Source organism: Gaiella sp. (assembly GCF_035558935.1).
Lineage (GTDB): Bacteria > Actinomycetota > Thermoleophilia > Gaiellales > Gaiellaceae > Gaiella.
The window spans coordinates 1-19,049 of the sequence record NZ_DATMBZ010000062.1 but is presented as its reverse complement, the minus strand read 5'-3'; the positions used below and the strand labels follow the sequence as shown (position 1 = coordinate 19,049).

Here is a 19,049-nt window from a genome sequence, read left to right as displayed (position 1 = left end):
ATGCACGAGTCCGGGATGCAGCCGAACCGGCCCTACAAGAAGTCCGCCAACGTCGTCGGCTACGTGATGGGCAACTACCACCCGCACGGCGATGCGGCGATCTACGACACGCTCGTGCGCATGGCGCAGCCGTTCTCGCTGCGCTACCCGCTCGTCGACGGGCAAGGGAACTTCGGGTCGCTCGACGACGACCCGCCGGCCGCGATGCGCTACACGGAGTGCCGGCTCACACGGCTCGCCACGGAGATGCTCCGTGACATCGACATGGACACGGTCGACCTCGGGCCGAACTACGACGAGTCCCGCAAGGTCCCCACCGTTCTCCCGTCGCGGTTCCCGAACCTCCTCGTCAACGGCTCGACCGGGATCGCCGTCGGCATGGCGACGAACATCCCGCCGCACCACCTCGGCGAGACGATCGACGCCGTCGTGCAATTGATCGACAAGCCCGACTCGAACGTCGAGGACCTGATGAAGCACGTCAAGGGCCCCGACTTCCCGACCGGGGCGATCGTCGTCGGCCGGAGCGGCATCCGCGACGCCTACCGCTCCGGGCGGGGTCGCATCGTGATGCGCGCCCGCGCGCACGTCGAGGAGCTCCGTGGCGGAAAGAGCGCGATCGTCGTCACCGAGCTGCCCTACGGAGTCAAGAAGGGCGGCGACTCGGGTGTCATCAAGAAGATCGCCGACCTCGTCAACGACAAGGTGATCACCGAAGTCTCGGACCTCGCCGACCACTCGGACAAGACCGGGATGCGGATCCAGGTCGAGCTCAAGCGCGACGCGATCCCGCAGGTCGTTCTCAACAAGCTCTTCAAGCACACCGCGCTGCAGTCCACGTTCGGCTACAACGCCGTCGCGCTCGTCGGCGGGGTCCCGCGCACGCTGTCGCTCCTCGAGCTCGTCCGCCACTACCTCGACTACCAGCGCGAGATCGTCACGCGCCGCTCGAAGTACGAGCTGCGGCAGGCCGAGAAGCGCGCCCACATCCTGCAGGGCTACCTGATCGCGCTCGACAACCTCGACGCGGTGATCGCGCTGATCCGCGGCTCCGACGACACCGACTCGGCGCGGACGGGCCTCATGGAGACGTTCGGGCTCTCGGAGGAGCAGGCGCAGGCGATCCTCGACCTCCGGCTCGCGCGCCTCACCGGTCTCGCGCGCAAGGAGATCGAGGACGAGTACGCCGACCTGCAGGAGCGCATCGCGGAGCTCCGCGCGATCCTCGGCGACCCGGCCAGGATCGACGCGCTGATCCGCGAGGAGCTGCTCGAGGTGAAGCAGATCTACGGCAAGAACGACGACCGCCGCACGGAGATCGTCGCCGGCGAGGACTCGCTCGAGCTCGAGGACATGATCGCCGAGGAGGACATGGTCATCGCGATCACGCGGTCGGGCTACATCAAGCGCCTACCCGTCACGACCTACCGCGAGCAGCGCCGCGGCGGGATCGGCGTGATGGGGATGGAGATGAAGGACGAGGACTACATCGAGCACCTCTTCGTCGCCTCGACCCACGACTACATCCTCTTCTTCACGACCGTCGGCAAGGTCTACCGGCTCAAGGTGCACGAGCTCCCGCTCGGGTCGCGCCAGTCGAAGGGCCGTGCGATCGTGAACCTCCTGCCGCTCCGTCAGGACGAGCTGATCCGCGCCGTGATCGCAACGCGCGACTTCAAGGAGGCGAAGTACCTCGTCTTCGCGACGAAGAAGGGGATCGTCAAGAAGACGGAGTTCCTCGAGTACAACACGCCGCTCAAGGCAGACGGGATCATCGCCCTCAAGATGCGCGAGGACGACGAGCTGATCGGCGTCCGGCTCTCCGACGGCCACGACGACATCCTGATGGTCTCGCGCATGGGGCAGGCGGTGCGCTTCTCCGAGAAGGACGTCCGCCCGATGGGGCGGCCCGCCTCCGGTGTCGCGGGGATGAAGCTGCGGGCGGACGACGAGGTGATCGAGGTCGACATCGCCTCGGACGACGCGGACCTCCTCGTCGTGACCGAGAACGGCTGGGGCAAGCGGACGCGCGTCTCGGACTACCCGGTCAAGGGTCGCGGCACGATGGGCGTCAAGACAGCCCAGCTCGTCGAGGGCAAGGGCCGCCTCGCCGGCGCCCGGATCGTGCGCGACGGCTACCAGGTGATGCTGATCTCCGACGGCGGAACGGTGATCCGGACGGCTGTCGACGGGATCAAGCGCTCGGGTCGCGCGACACAGGGCGTCATCGTGATGCGCCTCCGCGAGGGCGAGCAGGTCTCGAGCCTCGCGCCGGTCGTGGGCGCGGACGAGGACGAGGACGACGAGCTCGTCGTCGCTGCCGTCGATGGCGACGGCGTCTGACGGCCCGCTCCCTCCGCGGCCACCCGACGCGGCCGACGCCGACCTCGATGCTCCGCCCTCGTCGAGGGGCGTCTCGCTGGCCGAAGGCACGTTGACGGGAGCCGAGCTCGCCGACCACACGTTGAGCGAAGGGCGGCTGACCGACCTGCGGCTCCGCAGGTGCTCGCTGGCAAACGCGGACGTGCGAAGGTCGGAGCTCCGGCGGGTCGAGCTCACCGGCTGCCGGGCGACCGGCTGCTCGTTCGCCGAGACGACCCTCGCCGACGCCGTCTTCGACGACTGCCGCCTCGATCTCTCGTCGTTCCGGTTCGCGACGCTCGAGCGGGTCGTCTTCCGGGACTGCCGGCTCGAGGAGGCCGACTTCTACGAGGCGACGCTGCGGTCCGTGCTGTTCGAGCGGTGTCCCCTGAGCGGTGCGACGCTCGACGGCGTCACGATCGAGCGCGTCGAGCTTCGCGGCTGCGATCTCGAGGGATCGAGCGGTGCGGCGTCGCTCCGCGGGGCGCGGATGCCGTGGGCGGACGTCGTCGCGAACTCGGGGACGTTCGCCGGCGCGCTCGGGATCGTCTCGATCGACTGAGCCGGGGTGTGGCTTCGGCCGCGCCACTCTTGCCGGGCGCATTCAGTCCAGCACCGCGACGACGATCACGACGCCGACCACCACCGCCCCGAGCACGATCAGCCCTTCGACGATCGTTTGCAGAGCGCTTCGCGGGACATCTTCCGCGTGACCCGTCCAGGCGGACCGACGCAGCCCGCGCGTCGCCCACGCCGCGAGCGGAGCAAGCACGAGCACGACGATCAGGACGCCGATGAGCGTCCGCAACTAGGAGTCTTTCGTCCTGTGGATCCCCAGCGTCTCGAGGAACTCGATCGGGATCGGGAAGATCACCGTCGAGTTGTTCGTCGCGCCGATCTCGAGGAGCGTCTGCAGGTAGCGAAGCTGCACGGTGATCGGCTGCTCCGACATCACCGCGGCGGCGTCCTTGAGGCGCTGGGAGGCCTGGAACTCGCCCTCGGCGGAGATCACCTTCGCGCGGCGCTCGCGCTCGGCTTCGGCCTGACGGGCCATCGCCCGCTGCATGTCGCTCGGGATCTCGACGTCCTTCACCTCGACGACCGACACCTTGATGCCCCAGGGCGACGTCGCCTCGTCGATGATCCCCTGGAGGATCTGGTTGATCTTGTCGCGCTCCGAGAGGAGCTCGTCGAGGACGTGCTGGCCAAGCACCGAGCGGAGGGTCGTCTGCGCGATCTGCGACGTCGCGACCATGTAGTTCTCGACCTGCACGATCGCAGCCTTCGGCTCCACGATCCTGAAGTAGGCGACGGCGTTGACGCGCACCGGGACGTTGTCCTTGGTGATGACCTCCTGCGGGGGCACGTTGAGGGTCACCGTTCGCAGATCGACCTTCTCCATCCGGTCGATCACCGGGATGAGGAGGAAGAGACCCGGCCCCTTCGGCTGCGGAAGCAGGCGGCCGAGCCGGAAGATGACCCCGCGCTCGTACTCGCGCGCCACCTTGACGGTCGCGAACAGGAGGAGGATCAGCAGGACGACGACGACTGCGACGACGATCAACGCGATGTCCATCAGGCCCTTTCGGTCGGGTGCGGGGATCCTACGACGAGGCCGAGGTCGTCCTCGACGGCCTCGACGGTGACGTGCTCGCCGGGGACGAGCACGCCGCCGTCGGCGGAGCGCGCGCGCCAGAGCTCTCCGCCGACCGAGACCCAGCCGTCGCGGCGGACGACCGCCTCGCCGCCGACCATCTGGCCGACGCCGACCTCGACGGGATTCCGGCGCGCCTTCACGACGCGGCTGAGCGCGAAGCCGAGCAGCAGTGCGAGCGTCCCGGCGATCGCGATCGCCGTCCAGACCGACACCTGGTAGGCGTCTCCGGCCGGGTCGAAGAGCATGAGCGCGCCGATCACGAAGGTGACGGCGCCGGCAAGCGCGAGCGCACCATGACTGACGATGAACGCCTCCGCGACGAAGAGGCCGGCGGCGAACAGCATCAGCAGCACCCCGGCCGCCGAGACGGGCAGCACCTGGAGCCCGTAGAGGCCGACGAGCAGCGAGATCACTCCGACGGTGCCGGGAAGGATGAGACCGGGGTTCCACAGCTCGACGAGGATCCCGACCAGCCCGAGCGAGAGCATCAGCGCGATGATGTTCGGGTCGATCAGCACGTCGAGGGCCCGCTTCCAGAAGCCCATCTCGACGCGCTCCACCTGGGCGCCGGCCGTGTGCAGGACGATCCCCTTCGGGACGACCTTCGTGCCGTCGATCTTCTCGAGCAACGCCGGCACCGTCGGCGCCATGACGTCGATGACGCCCTTCGCCAGAGCCTCGCGGGCGCCGAAGTTCGCGGCGTCGCGCACCATCGCCTCTGCCGCGTCGGCGTTCCGCCCGTGCTCGCGCGCGAGCTCCGCGATGTACGCGGCCGCGTCGTTGATCACCTTCTTGCGGAGGTCCTTCCCGAGGTCACCGCCGGTCGCGGAGATGGGTGTCGACGAGCCGATGTTCGTCTGGGGCGCCATCGCCAGGACGTCCGCGGCCTGGCCGATCACGGCGCCCGCCGAGTCGGCGCTCGAGCCGGGCGGCGCCACGTAGACGACGACAGGCACCTTCAGCGCGAGCATCGTCTTCACGATCTCGCGCATCGACGAGCCGAGCCCGCCAGGGGTGTCCATCTCGATCACGACGGCCGAGAACCCGTCCCGCTCGGCGCGGTGCATCTCGTCCTCGAGGTAATCCTGCGTCACGGGATTGACGTCGTTGTCGAACTCGACGACGAGGACGCGTGGGCTGTCGGGTGACGGCGACGCGGCCGCTGAGGCCGGAAACGCGAGGAGGAGCGCGGCGAAAGCCGCCGCGTAGAGACACCAGAGCGCTCGCGCGAGGCGCGCGTCCACGACGTTTCGACTCTAGCAACGGGCCGGTGGACTGCCGTTGCCCGCCACGGCGGTGGCGTAAGCATTCCGTCAAGGGAGGGGCGGGAGGCTTGTCGGAGAAGCGGTGCTGCGTCACCTTGGTTGCTCTCCCCATGACCCGCCGATTCGCCCTGATCGTTGCGCTCTCGCTCGCGCTCCCCGCCACCGCCTCGGGCGGTCTTGCGACGCTCCAGGTGCGCGAGCTCTCGCTCGGCGGCGACCGGTCGCTCGCGTCGACGGCGACGACGTCGCCCTTCCAGCTCGTCGGGCTCCACTGGCAGGGTCCCGGGACGCTCGAGCTGCGCACGCGAACCCCAGGCGGGTCCTGGTCGAGCTGGCAACCCGTCCACGAGGACGAGGGCGACGCGCCGGACCGGACGAGCCCCGAGGCGCGCGCCCTGCGCGGCTGGCGGACGAGCGCCCCCGTGTGGGTCGGCCGGGCGGTGGGGCTCGAGGTCCGTGCCGTCGGCCGCGTGACGCGGGCTCGCGCGGTGACCGTGCGGAGCCCCGTCTCGAAGGTGCCGCTGCGCACGACCGCCGCGGCCGGGATGCCACAGATCGTCCCACGCAGCGCGTGGCAGGCCGACGAGTCGATCCGCAAGGAGAAGCCGGTCTACGCCGACACGCTGCGCATGGCGTACGTCCACCACACGGCCGGGACGAACAACTACACGCGCGCCCAGGCACCCGCGATCGTCCGCGCGATCGAGCTCTACCACGTGAAGGGGAACGGCTGGAACGACATCGGCTACAACGCGCTCGTCGACCGGTTCGGCACCGTCTACGAAGGCCGGTACGGCGGCATCGACAAGAACGTGGTCGGCGCGCACGCGAAGGGGTTCAACACGGGCTCGTTCGGGATCGCCGTGATGGGCGACTTCCGCACCGTCGATCCGCCCGCCGCTGCAGTCGACTCGCTCGTCCGCACGCTTGCCTGGCGGCTCGACCTGGCCCACGTCGACCCACTCGCGACCTTCAACGGGATCTCGTCCGGCAACGAGCGGTTCAAGCCGGGGATCCCGGTCTTTCTCCGGGCGATCGCGGGTCATCGCGACACCGGGCTGACGACGTGCCCCGGCCAACGGCTCTACGACCTGATCCCGACGATCGCGAAGCGAGTCGCCGCGCTCGGCCTGCCGAAGCTCTACGCGCCCTCCGCAGCTGCCGACGAGTCGGGCGGTGTGCGGTTCGCCGCGCGGCTCTCCTCGGGCCTGCCGTGGTCGGTCGTCGTCACGGACCCCGCGGGCGTCGAGCTCGGGCACGGCGAGGGCACGGGCGCCGCGGTCGACTGGACGTGGGCTCCGTCGGGGCCCGTCCCGGCCGGGACGCAGTGGCGGATCGAGACGCCGGGAGCGACGCCGGCCGCGGGTGTGCTGGCCGCCCAGACGACCGCATTGCAGCTGAGCGGCGCCTCGGCCGCGCCGTCGTCGATCTCGCCGAACGGCGACGGGCAGGCGGACACGGCGACGGTGTCGTTCACGCTGAGCGCGGATGCCAACGTCGCGGTCACGCTGGTCGACGCCTCCGGGGCGGCGGTGGCGCAGGTCGAGCCGAAGCAGTGGCGCCGCGCCGGTCCGCGCACCGTGACGGTCGCCGCGAACGCGCTTCCCGACGGCGCGTACGTCGTGCGCATCACGGCGAACGCGACCGGGGGACGCCAGGCCACCCTCGATGTCCCGCTCACCGTCGTCCGCGCGTTCGGGCGCGTGACGCTCGACCCGCCCGCGCTGACGCCGAACGGGGACGGGCGCGGCGACGTGCTGTCCATCTCGATCCCGCTCGCCGCGGCCGCAGAGCTGACGGTGAGGATCCTGCGAGACAGCCGCTGGGTGGCGACGCCGTTCGCCGGGGCGGTCGAGGCGGGGACCCAGAGGGTGACGTGGGATGGGAGAAAGCGGCTCGGAAAGGCGCAGGATGGTGGCTACACCGTCTCGGTCGAGGCCGTCGACGCCGCCGGCGGGACGGCGAAGGTCGAGCTGCCGTTCCTGCTCGACGCGACGCCACCGCTGGTGACGGTCGTCTCCGACTCGCCTCCGCGACTGCGGGTCTCCGAGGCGGCGACGCTCACGATCCGCGCCAACGGCGCCCGTCGTGTCGTGCGGGCCGCCGGTCCCGGGGTCGTGCGGATTCCCCGGATCGAGCGCCTGCGGACGCTCGTCGTCACGGCAACGGACGCCGCGGGCAACGTGTCGACGCTCCGGCGCTGAGTTCCGAGGGAGCGGAGGCCGTCCCGAGTACACTCGGCCGGGTGACCCCCACTCCGCCCTTCGGGCGTGACGAGATCGAGTCGATCCTTCCGCACCGCTCGCCGTTCCTCCTGCTCGACGAGGTGCACGAGCTCGTGCCCGGCGAGCGGGTCGCCGCGTCGTACCGCGTGCCCGAGGACGGCTGGTGGTTCGCCGGCCACTTCCCAGAGCGACCCGTGATGCCCGGGGTGCTGATCGTCGAGGCGATGGCCCAGACGGGGGCGGTGGCCGTGCTCTCCGAGGAGGAGAACCAGGGACGGATCGCCTTCTTCGCCGGGATCGACGACTGCCGCTTCAAGCGGATCGTCTCTCCCGGCGACACGCTGAGGCTCTCGTGCGAGATCGACCAGGTGCGCGGCCCGATCGGCCGTGGGAAGGCGACCGCGCACGTCGGCGGCGAGCTCGCGGCGCGCGGCACGCTGACCTTCGCGGTGGAGCGATGATCGGCAGCGCGAACGGCGCGCGGATCGGGATCACGGGCCTCGGGGCGCACGTACCCGACCGTGTCGTCACGAACGACGACCTGGCTCGGTACGTCGACACGTCGGACGAGTGGATCGTCGAGCGCACGGGTATCCATGAGCGGCGCATGATCACGGACGACCAGGCGCTCACGGACATCGCCCTTCCGGCCGCGCGTGCCGCGCTCGCCGACGCGGCGGCGACGCCCGAAGAGATCGACCTGCTGATCTGCGCCACCGTCACGCCGGACATGATGTTCCCGACAGCCTCAGCCCTGATGGCGGACGACCTCGGGGCGGACAAGGCCGCCGCCTACGACCTGCTCGCAGGCTGCACCGGGTTCATGTACGCCGTCGCGCAGGCCTACGGCATGCTCGCCGCGGGGCTCTCGCGCCGCGCGCTCGTGATCGGCGGAGACGTCCTCTCGTCGATCCTCGACTGGACGGATCGCTCGACGCTCGTGCTGTTCGGCGACGGCGCGGGCGCGGTCGTGATGGAGCCCGTCGAGCGGGGCGGCTTCCTCGGCTTCGAGCTCGGCGCGGACGGGGGCGGCGGCGTCCATCTCCAGTACCCGGGCAGCGGCTCGCGCAGGTTCGAGAACCCCGAGGCGATGCTCAAGATGAACGGCCGCGAGGTGTACAAGTTCGCGACGCGTGTGATGGTCTCGTCCGCGGAGGCGGTGCTCGCCGAGTGCGGCCGTACGATCGACGAGGTGGACGTCTACGTGCCCCACCAGGCGAACAAGCGGATCATCGACCACGCGGTCGGTAAGCTCGGCGTCCCGTTCGAGCGCACCGTGGTCAACGTGGACAGATTCGGCAACACGTCATCGGGCTCCATCCCGCTCGCCCTCGCCGATGCGCGGGCGGACGGACGCCTGCGCGACGGCGCGCTCGTGCTGATGACCGGGATGGGGGCCGGGTTGACGTGGGGCTCCGCGCTTCTCGAATGGACGGAGAGGAGGAATGCATGACGAAGGTCGCGTTCTGCTTCCCGGGCCAGGGCTCGCTCGAGGTCGGGATGGGGCGCGAGATCGCCGAGGCGGTGCCGGAGGCGATGGAGGTCTATCGCGTCGGCTCGGAGGCGACGGGGATGGACCTCGCCCATCTCTGCTTCGAGGCGCCCCTCGAGGAGCTCGTCGAGACGGAGGTCCAGCAGCCGACGCTCGTCGCCACGAGCCTCGCGATCCTGGCCGCGGTGCGCAAGGAGGGCATCGAGCCCGACATCGTCGTCGGCCACTCGGTCGGCGAGTTCGCCGCGCTCGCCTCGGTACGCGCGATGTCGGAAGGCGAGGCGATCGGCCTCGTCCGCGAGCGCGGGCTCGCCATGGCCGAGGCGGCGAGGCAGCGGCCGGGGGCGATGGCCGCGATCCTCGGCCTCGAGGACCAGCTCGTGGAGACGCTCTGCCGGAAGATCCTCGGCGTGTGGCCGGCGAACTACAACTGCCCCGGCCAGATCGTCGTCTCGGGCGAAAACGACGCGGTCGAGGAGTGTTGCGCCGAGGCCGAGAGCCTCGGCGCGCGACGAGCGATCAGGCTCAAGGTCTCGGGCGCGTTCCACAGCCCCCTCGTCGGACAGGCCGGGCGGGCCCTCAAGCCCGCGATCGACAGGATCCGCTTCAGCGATCCCGTCGCGCCGTTCATGTCGACGGTGACGGCGAAGATCGAGCCCGCCCAGCGGCTCGGCTCGCTGCTCGTCGACCAGCTGACCGCGCCGGTCCGCTTCACGCAGGCGGCGGGAGAGCTCATGCGCGGCGGCGTCACGACGTTCGTCGAGATCGGGCCGGGCAACGTCCTCTCCGGCCTTGTCAAGCGGATCGACCGCGGCGTCCGCACGTTCTCGGTGAACGACCTCGCGAGCCTCGAGAAGGTCAAGGAGGCGCTGAGCGCCCCGTGAGCTCGTTCGCGTCGCTCGAGGGCAAGCTGGCCCTCGTCACCGGCGGCTCCAGGGGAATCGGGCGCGCGATCGCGCTCGAGCTCGGCCGTGCCGGCGCCGAGGTGGTCGTCGGCTACCGCACGGGCCGGGACGAGGCCGAGGCCGTGGCCGAGGAGATCGGCGGCCGGGCGGTGGAGGCCGACGTCTCCGATGCAGAGTCCGCTGCCGCGTTGGTCGAGGCCGCCGGCGACGTCGACGTCCTCGTCAACAACGCCGGTCTCACACGCGACGGGCTCCTCGTTCGCATGAGCGACGAGGACTGGCGCACCGTGATCGACACGAACCTGTCGTCGGTCTTCTACACCTGCCGCGCCGCTGCCCGCCCGATGATGCGCAAGCGCTCGGGCACGATCGTCAACATCTCGTCGATCGTCGGCGTGCACGGGAACTGGGGTCAGACGAACTACGCGGCGTCGAAGGCGGGGATCATCGGGTTCACGAAGTCGCTCGCTCGCGAGCTCGGGAGCCGCAACGTCCGCGCGAACGTCGTCGCCCCGGGCTATGTGACGACGCAGCTGACGGACGTGCTTCCCGAGGAGGCGACGCAGGCGATGCTCACGAACACGCCGCTCGGACGGCTAGGCGACCCCGAAGACGTGGCGGGCGCTGTGCGGTTTCTCTGCTCGGACGCAGCGAAGTTCGTGACGGGCAACGTGCTGCTCGTCGACGGCGGGCTGGGGATGTAGCGGTGTCGGCCGCTCGAGACAACGGCAGACGGCGCGTCGTCGTGACGGGCCTCGGGATGGTGACCCCGCTCGGCAACACCGTCGATGAGTCCTGGGAGGCACTGATCGCCGGCGAGTCCGGCGCGGGCAAGATCACGCAGTTCGATCCCGAGGGGTTCCCGGTCGACTTCGCGTGCGAGGTGAAGAACCTCGACGTCACCGACTACGTCGACTACAAGGCCTCGCGCCGCATGGACCGCTTCACGCACCTTGCGCTCGCGGCCGCCCGTCAGGCGGAGACGGACGCCGGGCTCGAGATCGCCTCCGACGCAGACCGGATCGGCGCCGCGGTGGCGACGGGCATCGGCGGGCTGAAGTCGTTCGAGTCGTGTATCCAGGTGCTCGACAGCCGCGGCCCGGACCGGGTCAACCCGTTCTCGATCGTCCAGATCATCCCGAACCTCGCCGCCGGCTGGGTGTCGATGGAGCTCGGGACGAAGGGGCCGCTGCTCTCGGAGTGCACCGCCTGCGCGGCGTCGAACATGGCGATCGGCGACGGCCTCGACGCAATCCGGCTGGGTCGCGCGGACGTGATGATCTGCGGCGGGACGGAGGCACCGGTGTCGCGCGTCGGGATCGCCGGCTTCGGCGCCATGCGCGCCATCTCACGGCGCAACGACGATCCGAAGCGAGCGTCGCGGCCGTTCGATCTCGAGCGCGACGGGTTCGTGATGGGGGAGGCCGCCGCGATGATCGTCCTCGAGGACCTCGAGCGCGCGGAGGCCCGCGGCGCGAAGATCTACGCCGAGCTGCTCGGGTACGGCGTCTCCTCCGACGCGACGCACGTCTCCGATCCGGACCCGACCGGCGAGAGCCCTGCTCGCGCACTGCGGATGGCCTTCGACGACGCGGGCATCTCACCCGGCGAGGTCGGCTACATCAACGCGCACGGGACGTCCACGCCGGTCGGCGACAGTGCCGAGACGCGCGTCATCAAGCTCGCGCTCGGGGAAGAGAAGGCCTACCGGACGCCGGTCTCCTCGACGAAGGGCGCCACGGGCCATTGCCTCGGCGCGGCGGGGGCGGTCGAGGCCTCGTTCACGATCCTCGCCCTCGAGCGCGGCGTGCTGCCGCCGACGATCAACCAGGAAGTGCCGGATCCCGAGTGCGACCTCGACTACATCCCGAACGAGTCGCGCGAGCAGCAGGTCGAGATCGGGGTGTCGAACTCCTTCGGCTTCGGCGGCCACAACGCCTGCGTCGTCTTCCAACGCTGGCACGGCTGATCGCGTAAGGCGCGCGACGGGAAGCCCCTCGTGCGGCACGGCGGTGTCCGACACGGATATCCGCGCTACGGCAGCCTGAGCTCGAGCAGCACCGTGTCGTGCCAGATGCCGTCGCGCTGCGCGATGCGCTCCCGGCGGCCGACCGTTCGGAATCCCACCGCCGCATGGAGGGCGAGGCTCGCCTCGTTCCCCGCGATGATCGACGTCTGGAGCGTCCAGATCCCGTGCGCCGGCGCCTCGGCGACAAGACGCTCGAGGAGCGCGCGACCGGCGCCCTTCCCGCGCGAGGCCTCGTCGACGTACACGGAATGCTCGACCACGCCGCGGTAGCACTCGCGACGCGACACGGGGGAGACCGCGAGCCAGCCGACCACTCCCTCGCGCGCCTCTGCGACGAAGCGCAGCTCCGCCAGATGCGCGGCCTCCCATTGCTCCCACGAAGGAACATCGGACTCGAACGACGCGAGACCGGTCGCGAGTCCACTGTGGTAGATCCCGGCCACCTGCGGCCAGTCCTCGGGCTGGAGCGCACGCACGACCACGAGCCGCTCAGGCTATGCGACGACCGCGCGCAGATGTTCGGATGCCCGCACCGGTCTCCCGATGCGACGCGCGTAGGGTGGCGCCATGCGGGTCGTTCGCCCCACAGCCGAGCTGTTCGACGACGCCCTGGACGTTCTGCGCGCGAGTGACGAGGCCGTCTACGGCGATACGGACTGGACCGCCGACGGGCTCCGCGAGGAGTGGGACGACCTCGATCTCGAGGACGACGCCTGGCTGGTCGAGGTCGACGGGAGGATCGCGGGCGTCGCGCACCTGCTGGAGGTCAAGGGCGGCCGGGTGATCGGTGACGCGTACGTCCACCCGGAGCTGACGGGCCGCGGCGTCGGGTCCCGGCTGCTCGACCTGCTGGAGCAGCGCGCACACGAGCTCGAGCCGCAGTGGCCCGACGGCGAGCGCGTCGTCCTCCAGATGGCGCATCTCGTGGGCGACGACCGCGCGCCCCTGCTCTTCGCGGGGGCGGGCTACGAGCGCGCGCGCAGCTACTTCCGAATGGTCACGGACCTCCGCGAGCCGACGCCCCAGCCCAGGTGGCCCGAGGGGACGCGCCTACGCCCGCTCGACCCCGACCGCGACGGCGCGGCTCTGCACGACGCGGAGCTCGAGGCGTTCGCGAACGAGTGGGGCTATTCCCCGATCGGCTACGACGAATGGCGCGACCGCGTCTTCGGCCGCGCGGGCTTCGACGCGTCGCTGGTGCCGGTCGTCTGGGCCGGTGACGAGGTCGTCGCCTTCTCGCGCAACTATCCGAAGCGGATGGGCGACTGGGGCTTCATCGGCACGCTCGGCGTGCGGCCCGCGTGGCGCCGCCGCGGCCTCGGCCTCGCGCTCCTCCACGAGTCCTTCCGGCGGTTCCGCACGACCGGTGAGACGACCGTCGCGCTCGGCGTGGACGTCGAGAACCCCACGGGCGCGACGCGCCTCTACGAACGCGCGGGCATGCGCGTCCTCTGGCAAGCCGACGTCTGGACGAAGGAGCTCCGTGCAGGTGACTGAGCTCGCCGTCCGTGCGCCGACGCCGCAGGACGCCGCGGGAATCGCCGAGGTCCTGAACGCGCACGCCGCCGCCACGGGCCGTGCCGCCGACGAGACGTCGGAGGGTGTCGCGCGATGGTTCGAGCTCGAGGATCTCGACCCCGCGCACGACATGTTCCTCGCCGTGCAGGGCGAGAGGATCATGGGCTATGCGGACGTCACCGCGCCCGGCGCCGCGCGCGAGGTCGTCTACATCGACCTTCGTGTCTTGCCGGGCGAGGAACGCGTCGTCGAGCGGCTCCTCGAGGAGGCCGAGCGCCGAGCGGCCGAGCTCGCCGGCGCCGGGGCACGCGTCCGTGCGCCCGCAAACGAAGGGGACGACGAGTACCGCGCTGCGCTGTCACGGCACGGCTTCGTGGTCGTCCGGAGCTCGTACACCATGAAGATCGACCTCGAGGGGCCCGCCGAGGAGCCCGTGTGGCCCGACGGCCTCGCGTCCCGCCCGTTCCGCCGGGGCGAGGAACGCGCGGTCTACGACGCATACGTGGAGGCGTTCGGGGACCACTGGGGCTTCGTACCCGAGAGCTTCGCGGACTGGTGCACCTGGAACCTCGGGCCGAACGCGGACACATCTCTGTGGCGGCTCGTCGTGGACGACGGGGAGATCGCGGCGGTCTGCCTGAGCAAGCCGTCGCCGGGCGACGACGACACGGTCGGGTGGGTTGCCGTTCTCGCGGTCCGTAGTCCATGGCGACGGCGCGGCCTCGCCCGCGCGCTCCTGCTCGAGAGCTTCGGGCTCTTCCGCTCGATCGGACGTCCACGAGCCGCGCTCGGAGTCGACAGCGAGAACACCACGGGAGCGCTCGCGCTCTACGAAAGTGTCGGCATGCGCGCGACTAGCCGCTCGGACACGTGGGAGCGGGTGCTGTGAGCGCCCTGCGGGCGCGGTGTCCCCGCTGCCGCACGCTGACCGCCGTCGCTTTCGACGAGCTCTACGAGTGCCACAGCTGCGGCTCGACGTTCGCTGCCGGGCTCGTCCGCGTCCCGCGCGCGTGGGGCGCAGGCGGTGAGGAGATGGCGGCCGCCGCCGAGACCGAGCTCCCGTACCCCGAGGCGCTCGTCGTCGACCTCGAGACACTCGCGGAACAGTCGACCGTGCTCGCTCGGGGTCTCCCGAGACGTCCACTCGTGCTCGGCGGCTGCTGTTGTGCGCACGTCGGCGCGATCCGCGGCCTCGCCGCGCGCCACGACCGCCTCTCCGTCGTCTGGCTGGACGCGCACGGCGACCTCAACACGCCGGAGACGTCGCCCTCGGGAAATCTCTGGGGCATGCCGCTGCGGATGGCGATCGACGAGGGAAGTGTTCGCACCGACGACGTCGCTCTGGTCGGCGCGCGCAATCTCGACCCGCCCGAGCGGGAGTACCTGGCGGCACATGCGATCGACGAGGACGTCGCGCGCGCTCTCTCCGGAGCCGGGGCCGCGTACGTCGCCCTCGACGTCGACGTGCTCGAGCCGGGATCGATCCCGAGCTTCATGCCGGAGCCGGGCGGCCCGAGCGTCGACGAGGTGGAGCGGATCCTGCTCGAGATCGCCGCGAAGGCTCGGGTCGCCGGTATGGGGATCACCGGTCTGGCGCCGGGGGCCGACCCGGTCCTGCTCACGCGGCTGGCCGGCGCGGCCGGGCTCTGACGGGACCGGCACTAAGATGCCCGGGGTGTCGGCCACCGGCAACATCGACGTCTCGATCGAGCACAAGCGGGCGGACCCGGCCGAGCGCGACGGCACCGGGCATCCGAACACCTGCCCGGGCTGCGGCTCCCACTATCGCGACGAGGAGCTCGCCGAGCATCTCCGCGTCTGCCCGCAGTGCGGCCATCATTTTCCCGTCCGCGCACCGGAGCGCATCGCGCAGCTCGCCGATCCGGGCACGTTCGAGGAAGAGGACGCCGATCTCCGGTCGGCGGACCCGCTCGAGTTCTTCGACCTGCGGCCGTACGTCGAGCGGCTCGCGGAGGCGGAGCTCGGAACGGGCCTCGGCGACGCGATCCTCACGGGGCGTGCCGCGATCGACGGTCACCCCTGTCGCCTCGCGGCGATGGACTTCTCGTTCATGGGCGGCTCGATGGGAAGCGTGGTCGGCGAGCGATTCGCGCGCTCGTGCGAGCGGACCGCCGAGGACGCCGGTGTGCTGATCTCGGTCTCCGCCTCGGGCGGGGCCCGCATGCAGGAGGGGATCCTGGCGCTCATGCAGTTGCCGAAGACCATCGTGGCCGTGGAAGAGCTCCACGAAGCCGGGGGTGCGCTCTTCTCGGTGCTCGCGCACCCGACGACCGGCGGCGTCACCGCCAGCTTCGCAAGCCTCGGGGACGTGATGCTCGCCGAGCCCGGAGCGTTGACGTCGTTCGCGGGCCCGCGGGTCGTTGCACAGACGACGCGGGAGAAGCTTCCCGACGACTTCGGCCTCGCGGAGTCGAACTTCCGCTTCGGCCACGTCGACGCCGTGGTCCCCCGAAGCGACCTCCGCGGCACGCTTGCGCGTCTCCTCCGTCTCTTCGGAGGCCCCTCGTGACACAGGAAGCCGAGCTCGGGCTGCGCGACCGACTCGCTCAGCTGTCGGGCGTCAAGCTTCTTCGCGGCACGCGGCTCTCCGCCGAGCTCGAGCGCCTGCAGCGGCAGCTCGAGCGGCTGCGCGAGGACACGACGGACGAGGAGATCTGGCGATCGGTCGAGCTGGCCCGCCACGAGAAGCGCCCCTACACGCTCGACTACGTCGAGCGGATCCTCGACGACTGGTTCGAGCTCCACGGCGACCGGAGCCGGATGGACGATCGGGCGATCGTGGCCGGGATCGGGTCACTCGGCGGCCGGACGGTCGCGCTCGTCGGCCACCAGAAGGGCCGTGACCTGAAGGAGCGTGCGGTGCGCAACTTCGGGATGGCGTATCCCGAGGGCTATCGCAAGGCGATGCGCACGATGGCACTCGCCGACCGCCACGGCTTCCCGCTCGTCACGCTCGTCGACACGCCGGGCGCCTATCCGGGGATCGCTGCGGAGCAACACGGCCAGGGCGGCGCGATCGCGCGCTCACAGGCGGCGATGCTCCGGCTCGGCGTGCCGAGCGTCTCCGTCGTGATCGGCGAGGGCGGCTCCGGCGGCGCGATCGCGATCGCCGTCGCGGATCGGGTGCTGATGCAGGAGAACGCGATCTACTCCGTGATCTCGCCCGAGGGTTGCGCGTCGATCCTCTGGCGCGACGCCTCGCAGGCGAAGAAGGCAGCCTCGGCCTTCAAGCCCGACGCAGCGCACTGCCTCGAGCTGGGCGTGATCGACGGGATCGTTCCGGAGCCGGAGGGTGGTGCGCAGGTCGACCACGACGGCGCTGCCGCGCTCCTCCGTGAGGCTCTCGTGGCGCACCTCGACGAGCTCGCGGGGATCCCCGCCGAGGAGCTGCGCCGCCGCCGCCGCGCGAAGTTCCGCTCGATGGGCGTCCTGGCGCACGTCTGAGCCGCCGCCGAGCTCTCCACACTTTCCACAGGCTTATCCCCGGACCGAGAACGCGTCCTTTGCAGGGAGTTTCTCCCACTTGTAGCGACGATGTTAAGGGGTGATGATTCGCCCCTCGCGCTTCGTGGGATCATCGGAACGTGGCCCGGCTCGGCGAGTACCGGAAGAAGCGCGACCCGAAGCGCACGCCCGAGCCGTTCGGCGAGGCACGGACGGCCGAGGGACGCAGCTTCGTGATCCAACGACACGACGCACGCCGTCTTCACTACGACCTGCGACTGGAGCGGAACGGTGCGCTGGCGAGCTGGGCGGTGCCGAAGGGCCTGCCCCTCCAGGGCGGCGAGCGGCACCTGGCCGTCCACGTCGAGGACCATCCGCTCGACTACGGGTCGTTCGAGGGCGTCATCCCGGCCGGCCAGTACGGCGCCGGCACGGTCGAGATCTGGGACCGGGGGACATACGACCTGCTCGAGGAGAAGCGAAATGGCGGTCTCACGTTCCACCTCCACGGCGAACGGGTGGACGGCGTCTGGACGCTGATCCCGGCCCGGCTCGACGGCGACGAGAAGAACTGGCTCCTCCTGCGGAAGGACGGTGGGCGCGTGGACGGCGCGCAGCTGCGGCCGCAGCTCGCGACGCTGACCGAGTCGCTTCCGACCGGGGCGGGCTGGATCTACGAACCGAAGTGGGACGGGTACCGCGCGATCGTGGCCGTCGCGGGCGGAGAGGCGACGCTCACGAGCCGGAACGGGACCGACCTCACCGAGCGCTTCCGCCAGGTCGCGCGCGCGGTCCCGCACGCGGTGCGCTCGCCTTCGGCCGTCATCGACGGGGAGGTCTGCGCGCTCGACGACACCGGGACGGCGCGGTTCGAGTCGCTCCAGTCGGGCTCCGGACGCCTCGTGCTGATGGCGTTCGACCTGCTTGCCCTCGACGAAGAGTCGCTCGTCGACCGGCCGCTCGCAGAGCGCCGCCGGATGCTGGAGGAGCTCATCGATCCTTCGTCGGATGTCGTTCGGGTGTCCCCGGCCTTCGAGGACGGCCCTGCGCTCCTCGCCGCGGCCGAGGCTCAGGGCCTGGAGGGCGTCGTGGCGAAGCGCGCGGACGCGCCGTACCGCTCGGGGCGACGGACGCCTGAATGGCAGAAGCTGAAGCTGCGCGCCCAGGACGACCTCCCGATCGTCGGCTTCACGCGCGGGACCGGGAAACGGGCGAAGCTCGGAGCGCTCGTCCTCGGCCGGCGCGAGGCGGACGGCCTGCACTGGGCCGGGAACGTCGGCTCGGGGATCGGCGACGGCGACGTCGAGCGGCTGCTCTCCGCCCTGAAGCCGCTCGAGCGACCGACGACCCCGCTCGTCAGCGCGCCGCGGATGGCGCGCGTGCGCGCTGCCGACATCACGTGGGTGGAGCCGTCGCTCTCGGCCGAGGTGGCGTACGCGGAGCGAACGCGCGAGGGTCGTCTTCGCGCGCCGGTCTTCCTCGGCGTCCGCGACGACGTGCCGGTGGAACGGCCGCCGATCGAGCCCGAGCTTCGCCGGGGCCGGCGGACGCTGCGCCTCTCGAACCTCGACAAGCCGTTCTGGCCCGAGGAGGGGATCACGAAGGGCGACCTGCTCGCGTACTACCGCGACATCGCCGAGGTGCTCGTCCCCCACCTGCGCAAGCGTCCGTTCACGATGAAGCGCTATCCGGACGGCTGGCAGGGCAAGAGCTTCTTCCAGAAGCAGGCGCCGACTCACATGCCCGACTGGATCGAGACGGCCACGTTCCCGGCGTCGACGCGCGAGGGCGAGAAGAAGGTCATCGACTACGCGCTCGTCGACGACGACCTCGCGCTGCTCTGGATGGTGAACATGGGCTGCATCGACATGCACGCGTGGGCGTCGCGCGCCGACCGGCCGCAGCGGCCGGACTGGGTGATGTTCGACCTCGACCCCTCGGAGGGTGCGACGTTCGAGGACGTGATCCAGGTCGCGCTGCTCGTGCGCGAGCCGCTCGACGTGCTGGGGCTCGAGTCGGTGCCGAAGACGAGCGGATCGCGCGGCATCCACGTGCTCGTCCCGATCACGCGCCGGCACGGGTTCGACGAGGTGCGCGAGTTCGCCGGGATCGTCGCCGGCGCCCTCGCCCGC

18 protein-coding genes are annotated in these 19,049 nt (G+C 70.9%); 14 read left to right on the top strand and 4 right to left on the bottom strand.

Annotated elements, in window-relative coordinates:
- The coding region (gyrA, locus tag VNM44_RS06200; RefSeq protein WP_325623784.1) for a DNA gyrase subunit A at positions 1 to 2,343 on the top strand (2,343 nt) is incomplete at its 5' end.
- Complete coding sequence (locus VNM44_RS06195) at positions 2,327 to 2,923, top strand: pentapeptide repeat-containing protein (RefSeq protein ID WP_325623782.1); 597 nt, start codon at positions 2,327 to 2,329, stop codon at positions 2,921 to 2,923. The genes gyrA and VNM44_RS06195, both read left to right, overlap by 17 nt.
- A gap of 42 nt (positions 2,924 to 2,965) precedes the next feature.
- On the opposite strand, the gene VNM44_RS06190 is transcribed toward VNM44_RS06195, so the two are convergent.
- Genes VNM44_RS06190 through VNM44_RS06180 form a run of 3 tightly spaced genes read right to left on the bottom strand, consistent with a single transcriptional unit; the run spans position 2,966 to position 5,262 of the window.
- On the bottom strand, positions 2,966 to 3,169 hold the full coding sequence (locus tag VNM44_RS06190; RefSeq protein WP_325623780.1) for a hypothetical protein: 204 nt from the start codon (positions 3,167 to 3,169) through the stop codon (positions 2,966 to 2,968).
- Positions 3,170 to 3,937, bottom strand: a complete 768-nt coding sequence (locus VNM44_RS06185) for a slipin family protein (RefSeq protein WP_325623778.1) — start codon at positions 3,935 to 3,937, stop codon at positions 3,170 to 3,172. It lies immediately after the preceding gene.
- Positions 3,937 to 5,262 (bottom strand): nodulation protein NfeD, encoded by a 1,326-nt coding sequence (locus VNM44_RS06180; protein WP_325623776.1) that lies wholly within the window; start codon positions 5,260 to 5,262, stop codon positions 3,937 to 3,939. Before VNM44_RS06180 ends, VNM44_RS06185 begins: the two co-directional genes overlap by 1 nt.
- Positions 5,263 to 5,393: 131 nt before the next feature.
- Between VNM44_RS06180 and VNM44_RS06175 the strand changes: the two genes are divergently transcribed.
- From VNM44_RS06175 to fabF, 6 genes are read left to right on the top strand one after another with little or no spacing between them, the layout of a single operon-like run.
- Positions 5,394 to 7,487: an N-acetylmuramoyl-L-alanine amidase gene (locus tag VNM44_RS06175; RefSeq protein WP_325623774.1), complete on the top strand. Its 2,094-nt coding sequence runs from the start codon at positions 5,394 to 5,396 to the stop codon at positions 7,485 to 7,487.
- Between the two features lie 41 nt (positions 7,488 to 7,528).
- On the top strand, positions 7,529 to 7,969 hold the full coding sequence (fabZ, locus tag VNM44_RS06170; RefSeq protein ID WP_325623772.1) for a 3-hydroxyacyl-ACP dehydratase FabZ: 441 nt from the start codon (positions 7,529 to 7,531) through the stop codon (positions 7,967 to 7,969).
- Complete coding sequence (locus tag VNM44_RS06165) at positions 7,966 to 8,961, top strand: beta-ketoacyl-ACP synthase III (RefSeq protein WP_325623770.1); 996 nt, start codon at positions 7,966 to 7,968, stop codon at positions 8,959 to 8,961. The genes fabZ and VNM44_RS06165 overlap by 4 nt, the downstream gene beginning before the upstream one ends.
- The gene (gene fabD, locus VNM44_RS06160) at positions 8,958 to 9,884 is read left to right on the top strand and encodes an ACP S-malonyltransferase (RefSeq protein WP_325623768.1); all 927 of its coding nucleotides are present in this window, start codon (positions 8,958 to 8,960) and stop codon (positions 9,882 to 9,884) included. Before VNM44_RS06165 ends, fabD begins: the two co-directional genes overlap by 4 nt.
- Complete coding sequence (gene fabG, locus VNM44_RS06155) at positions 9,881 to 10,609, top strand: 3-oxoacyl-[acyl-carrier-protein] reductase (protein WP_325623766.1); 729 nt, start codon at positions 9,881 to 9,883, stop codon at positions 10,607 to 10,609. The genes fabD and fabG overlap by 4 nt, the downstream gene beginning before the upstream one ends.
- A 2-nt stretch (positions 10,610 to 10,611) precedes the next feature.
- A complete protein-coding gene (gene fabF, locus VNM44_RS06150) occupies positions 10,612 to 11,874 on the top strand; it encodes a beta-ketoacyl-ACP synthase II (RefSeq protein ID WP_325623764.1) in 1,263 nt (420 codons plus the stop codon).
- Positions 11,875 to 11,939: 65 nt separating this feature from the next.
- On the opposite strand, the gene VNM44_RS06145 is transcribed toward fabF, so the two are convergent.
- Positions 11,940 to 12,416 carry a GNAT family N-acetyltransferase gene (locus tag VNM44_RS06145; protein ID WP_325623762.1) on the bottom strand — a complete coding sequence of 159 codons (477 nt, stop codon included), beginning with the start codon at positions 12,414 to 12,416 and terminating at the stop codon, positions 11,940 to 11,942.
- Positions 12,417 to 12,501: 85 nt separating this feature from the next.
- Here VNM44_RS06145 and VNM44_RS06140 point away from each other — a divergent pair, with 85 nt between their 5' ends.
- The 6 genes from VNM44_RS06140 to ligD all read left to right on the top strand — a co-directional run.
- A complete protein-coding gene (locus VNM44_RS06140) occupies positions 12,502 to 13,431 on the top strand; it encodes a GNAT family N-acetyltransferase (RefSeq protein ID WP_325623760.1) in 930 nt (309 codons plus the stop codon).
- On the top strand, positions 13,424 to 14,341 hold the full coding sequence (locus tag VNM44_RS06135; RefSeq protein WP_325623758.1) for a GNAT family N-acetyltransferase: 918 nt from the start codon (positions 13,424 to 13,426) through the stop codon (positions 14,339 to 14,341). Before VNM44_RS06140 ends, VNM44_RS06135 begins: the two co-directional genes overlap by 8 nt.
- Positions 14,338 to 15,102 (top strand): arginase family protein, encoded by a 765-nt coding sequence (locus VNM44_RS06130; RefSeq protein ID WP_325623755.1) that lies wholly within the window; start codon positions 14,338 to 14,340, stop codon positions 15,100 to 15,102. The genes VNM44_RS06135 and VNM44_RS06130 overlap by 4 nt, the downstream gene beginning before the upstream one ends.
- A gap of 25 nt (positions 15,103 to 15,127) precedes the next feature.
- Positions 15,128 to 15,982: an acetyl-CoA carboxylase carboxyltransferase subunit beta gene (locus VNM44_RS06125; RefSeq protein WP_325623753.1), complete on the top strand. Its 855-nt coding sequence runs from the start codon at positions 15,128 to 15,130 to the stop codon at positions 15,980 to 15,982.
- Entirely contained in the window at positions 15,979 to 16,917 is a 939-nt protein-coding gene (locus VNM44_RS06120; protein ID WP_325623751.1) for an acetyl-CoA carboxylase carboxyltransferase subunit alpha, read from the top strand. The genes VNM44_RS06125 and VNM44_RS06120 overlap by 4 nt, the downstream gene beginning before the upstream one ends.
- A gap of 140 nt (positions 16,918 to 17,057) precedes the next feature.
- Positions 17,058 to 19,049 (top strand): DNA ligase D (gene ligD / locus VNM44_RS06115; RefSeq protein WP_325623749.1); only part of this gene is annotated, 1,992 nt, incomplete at its 3' end.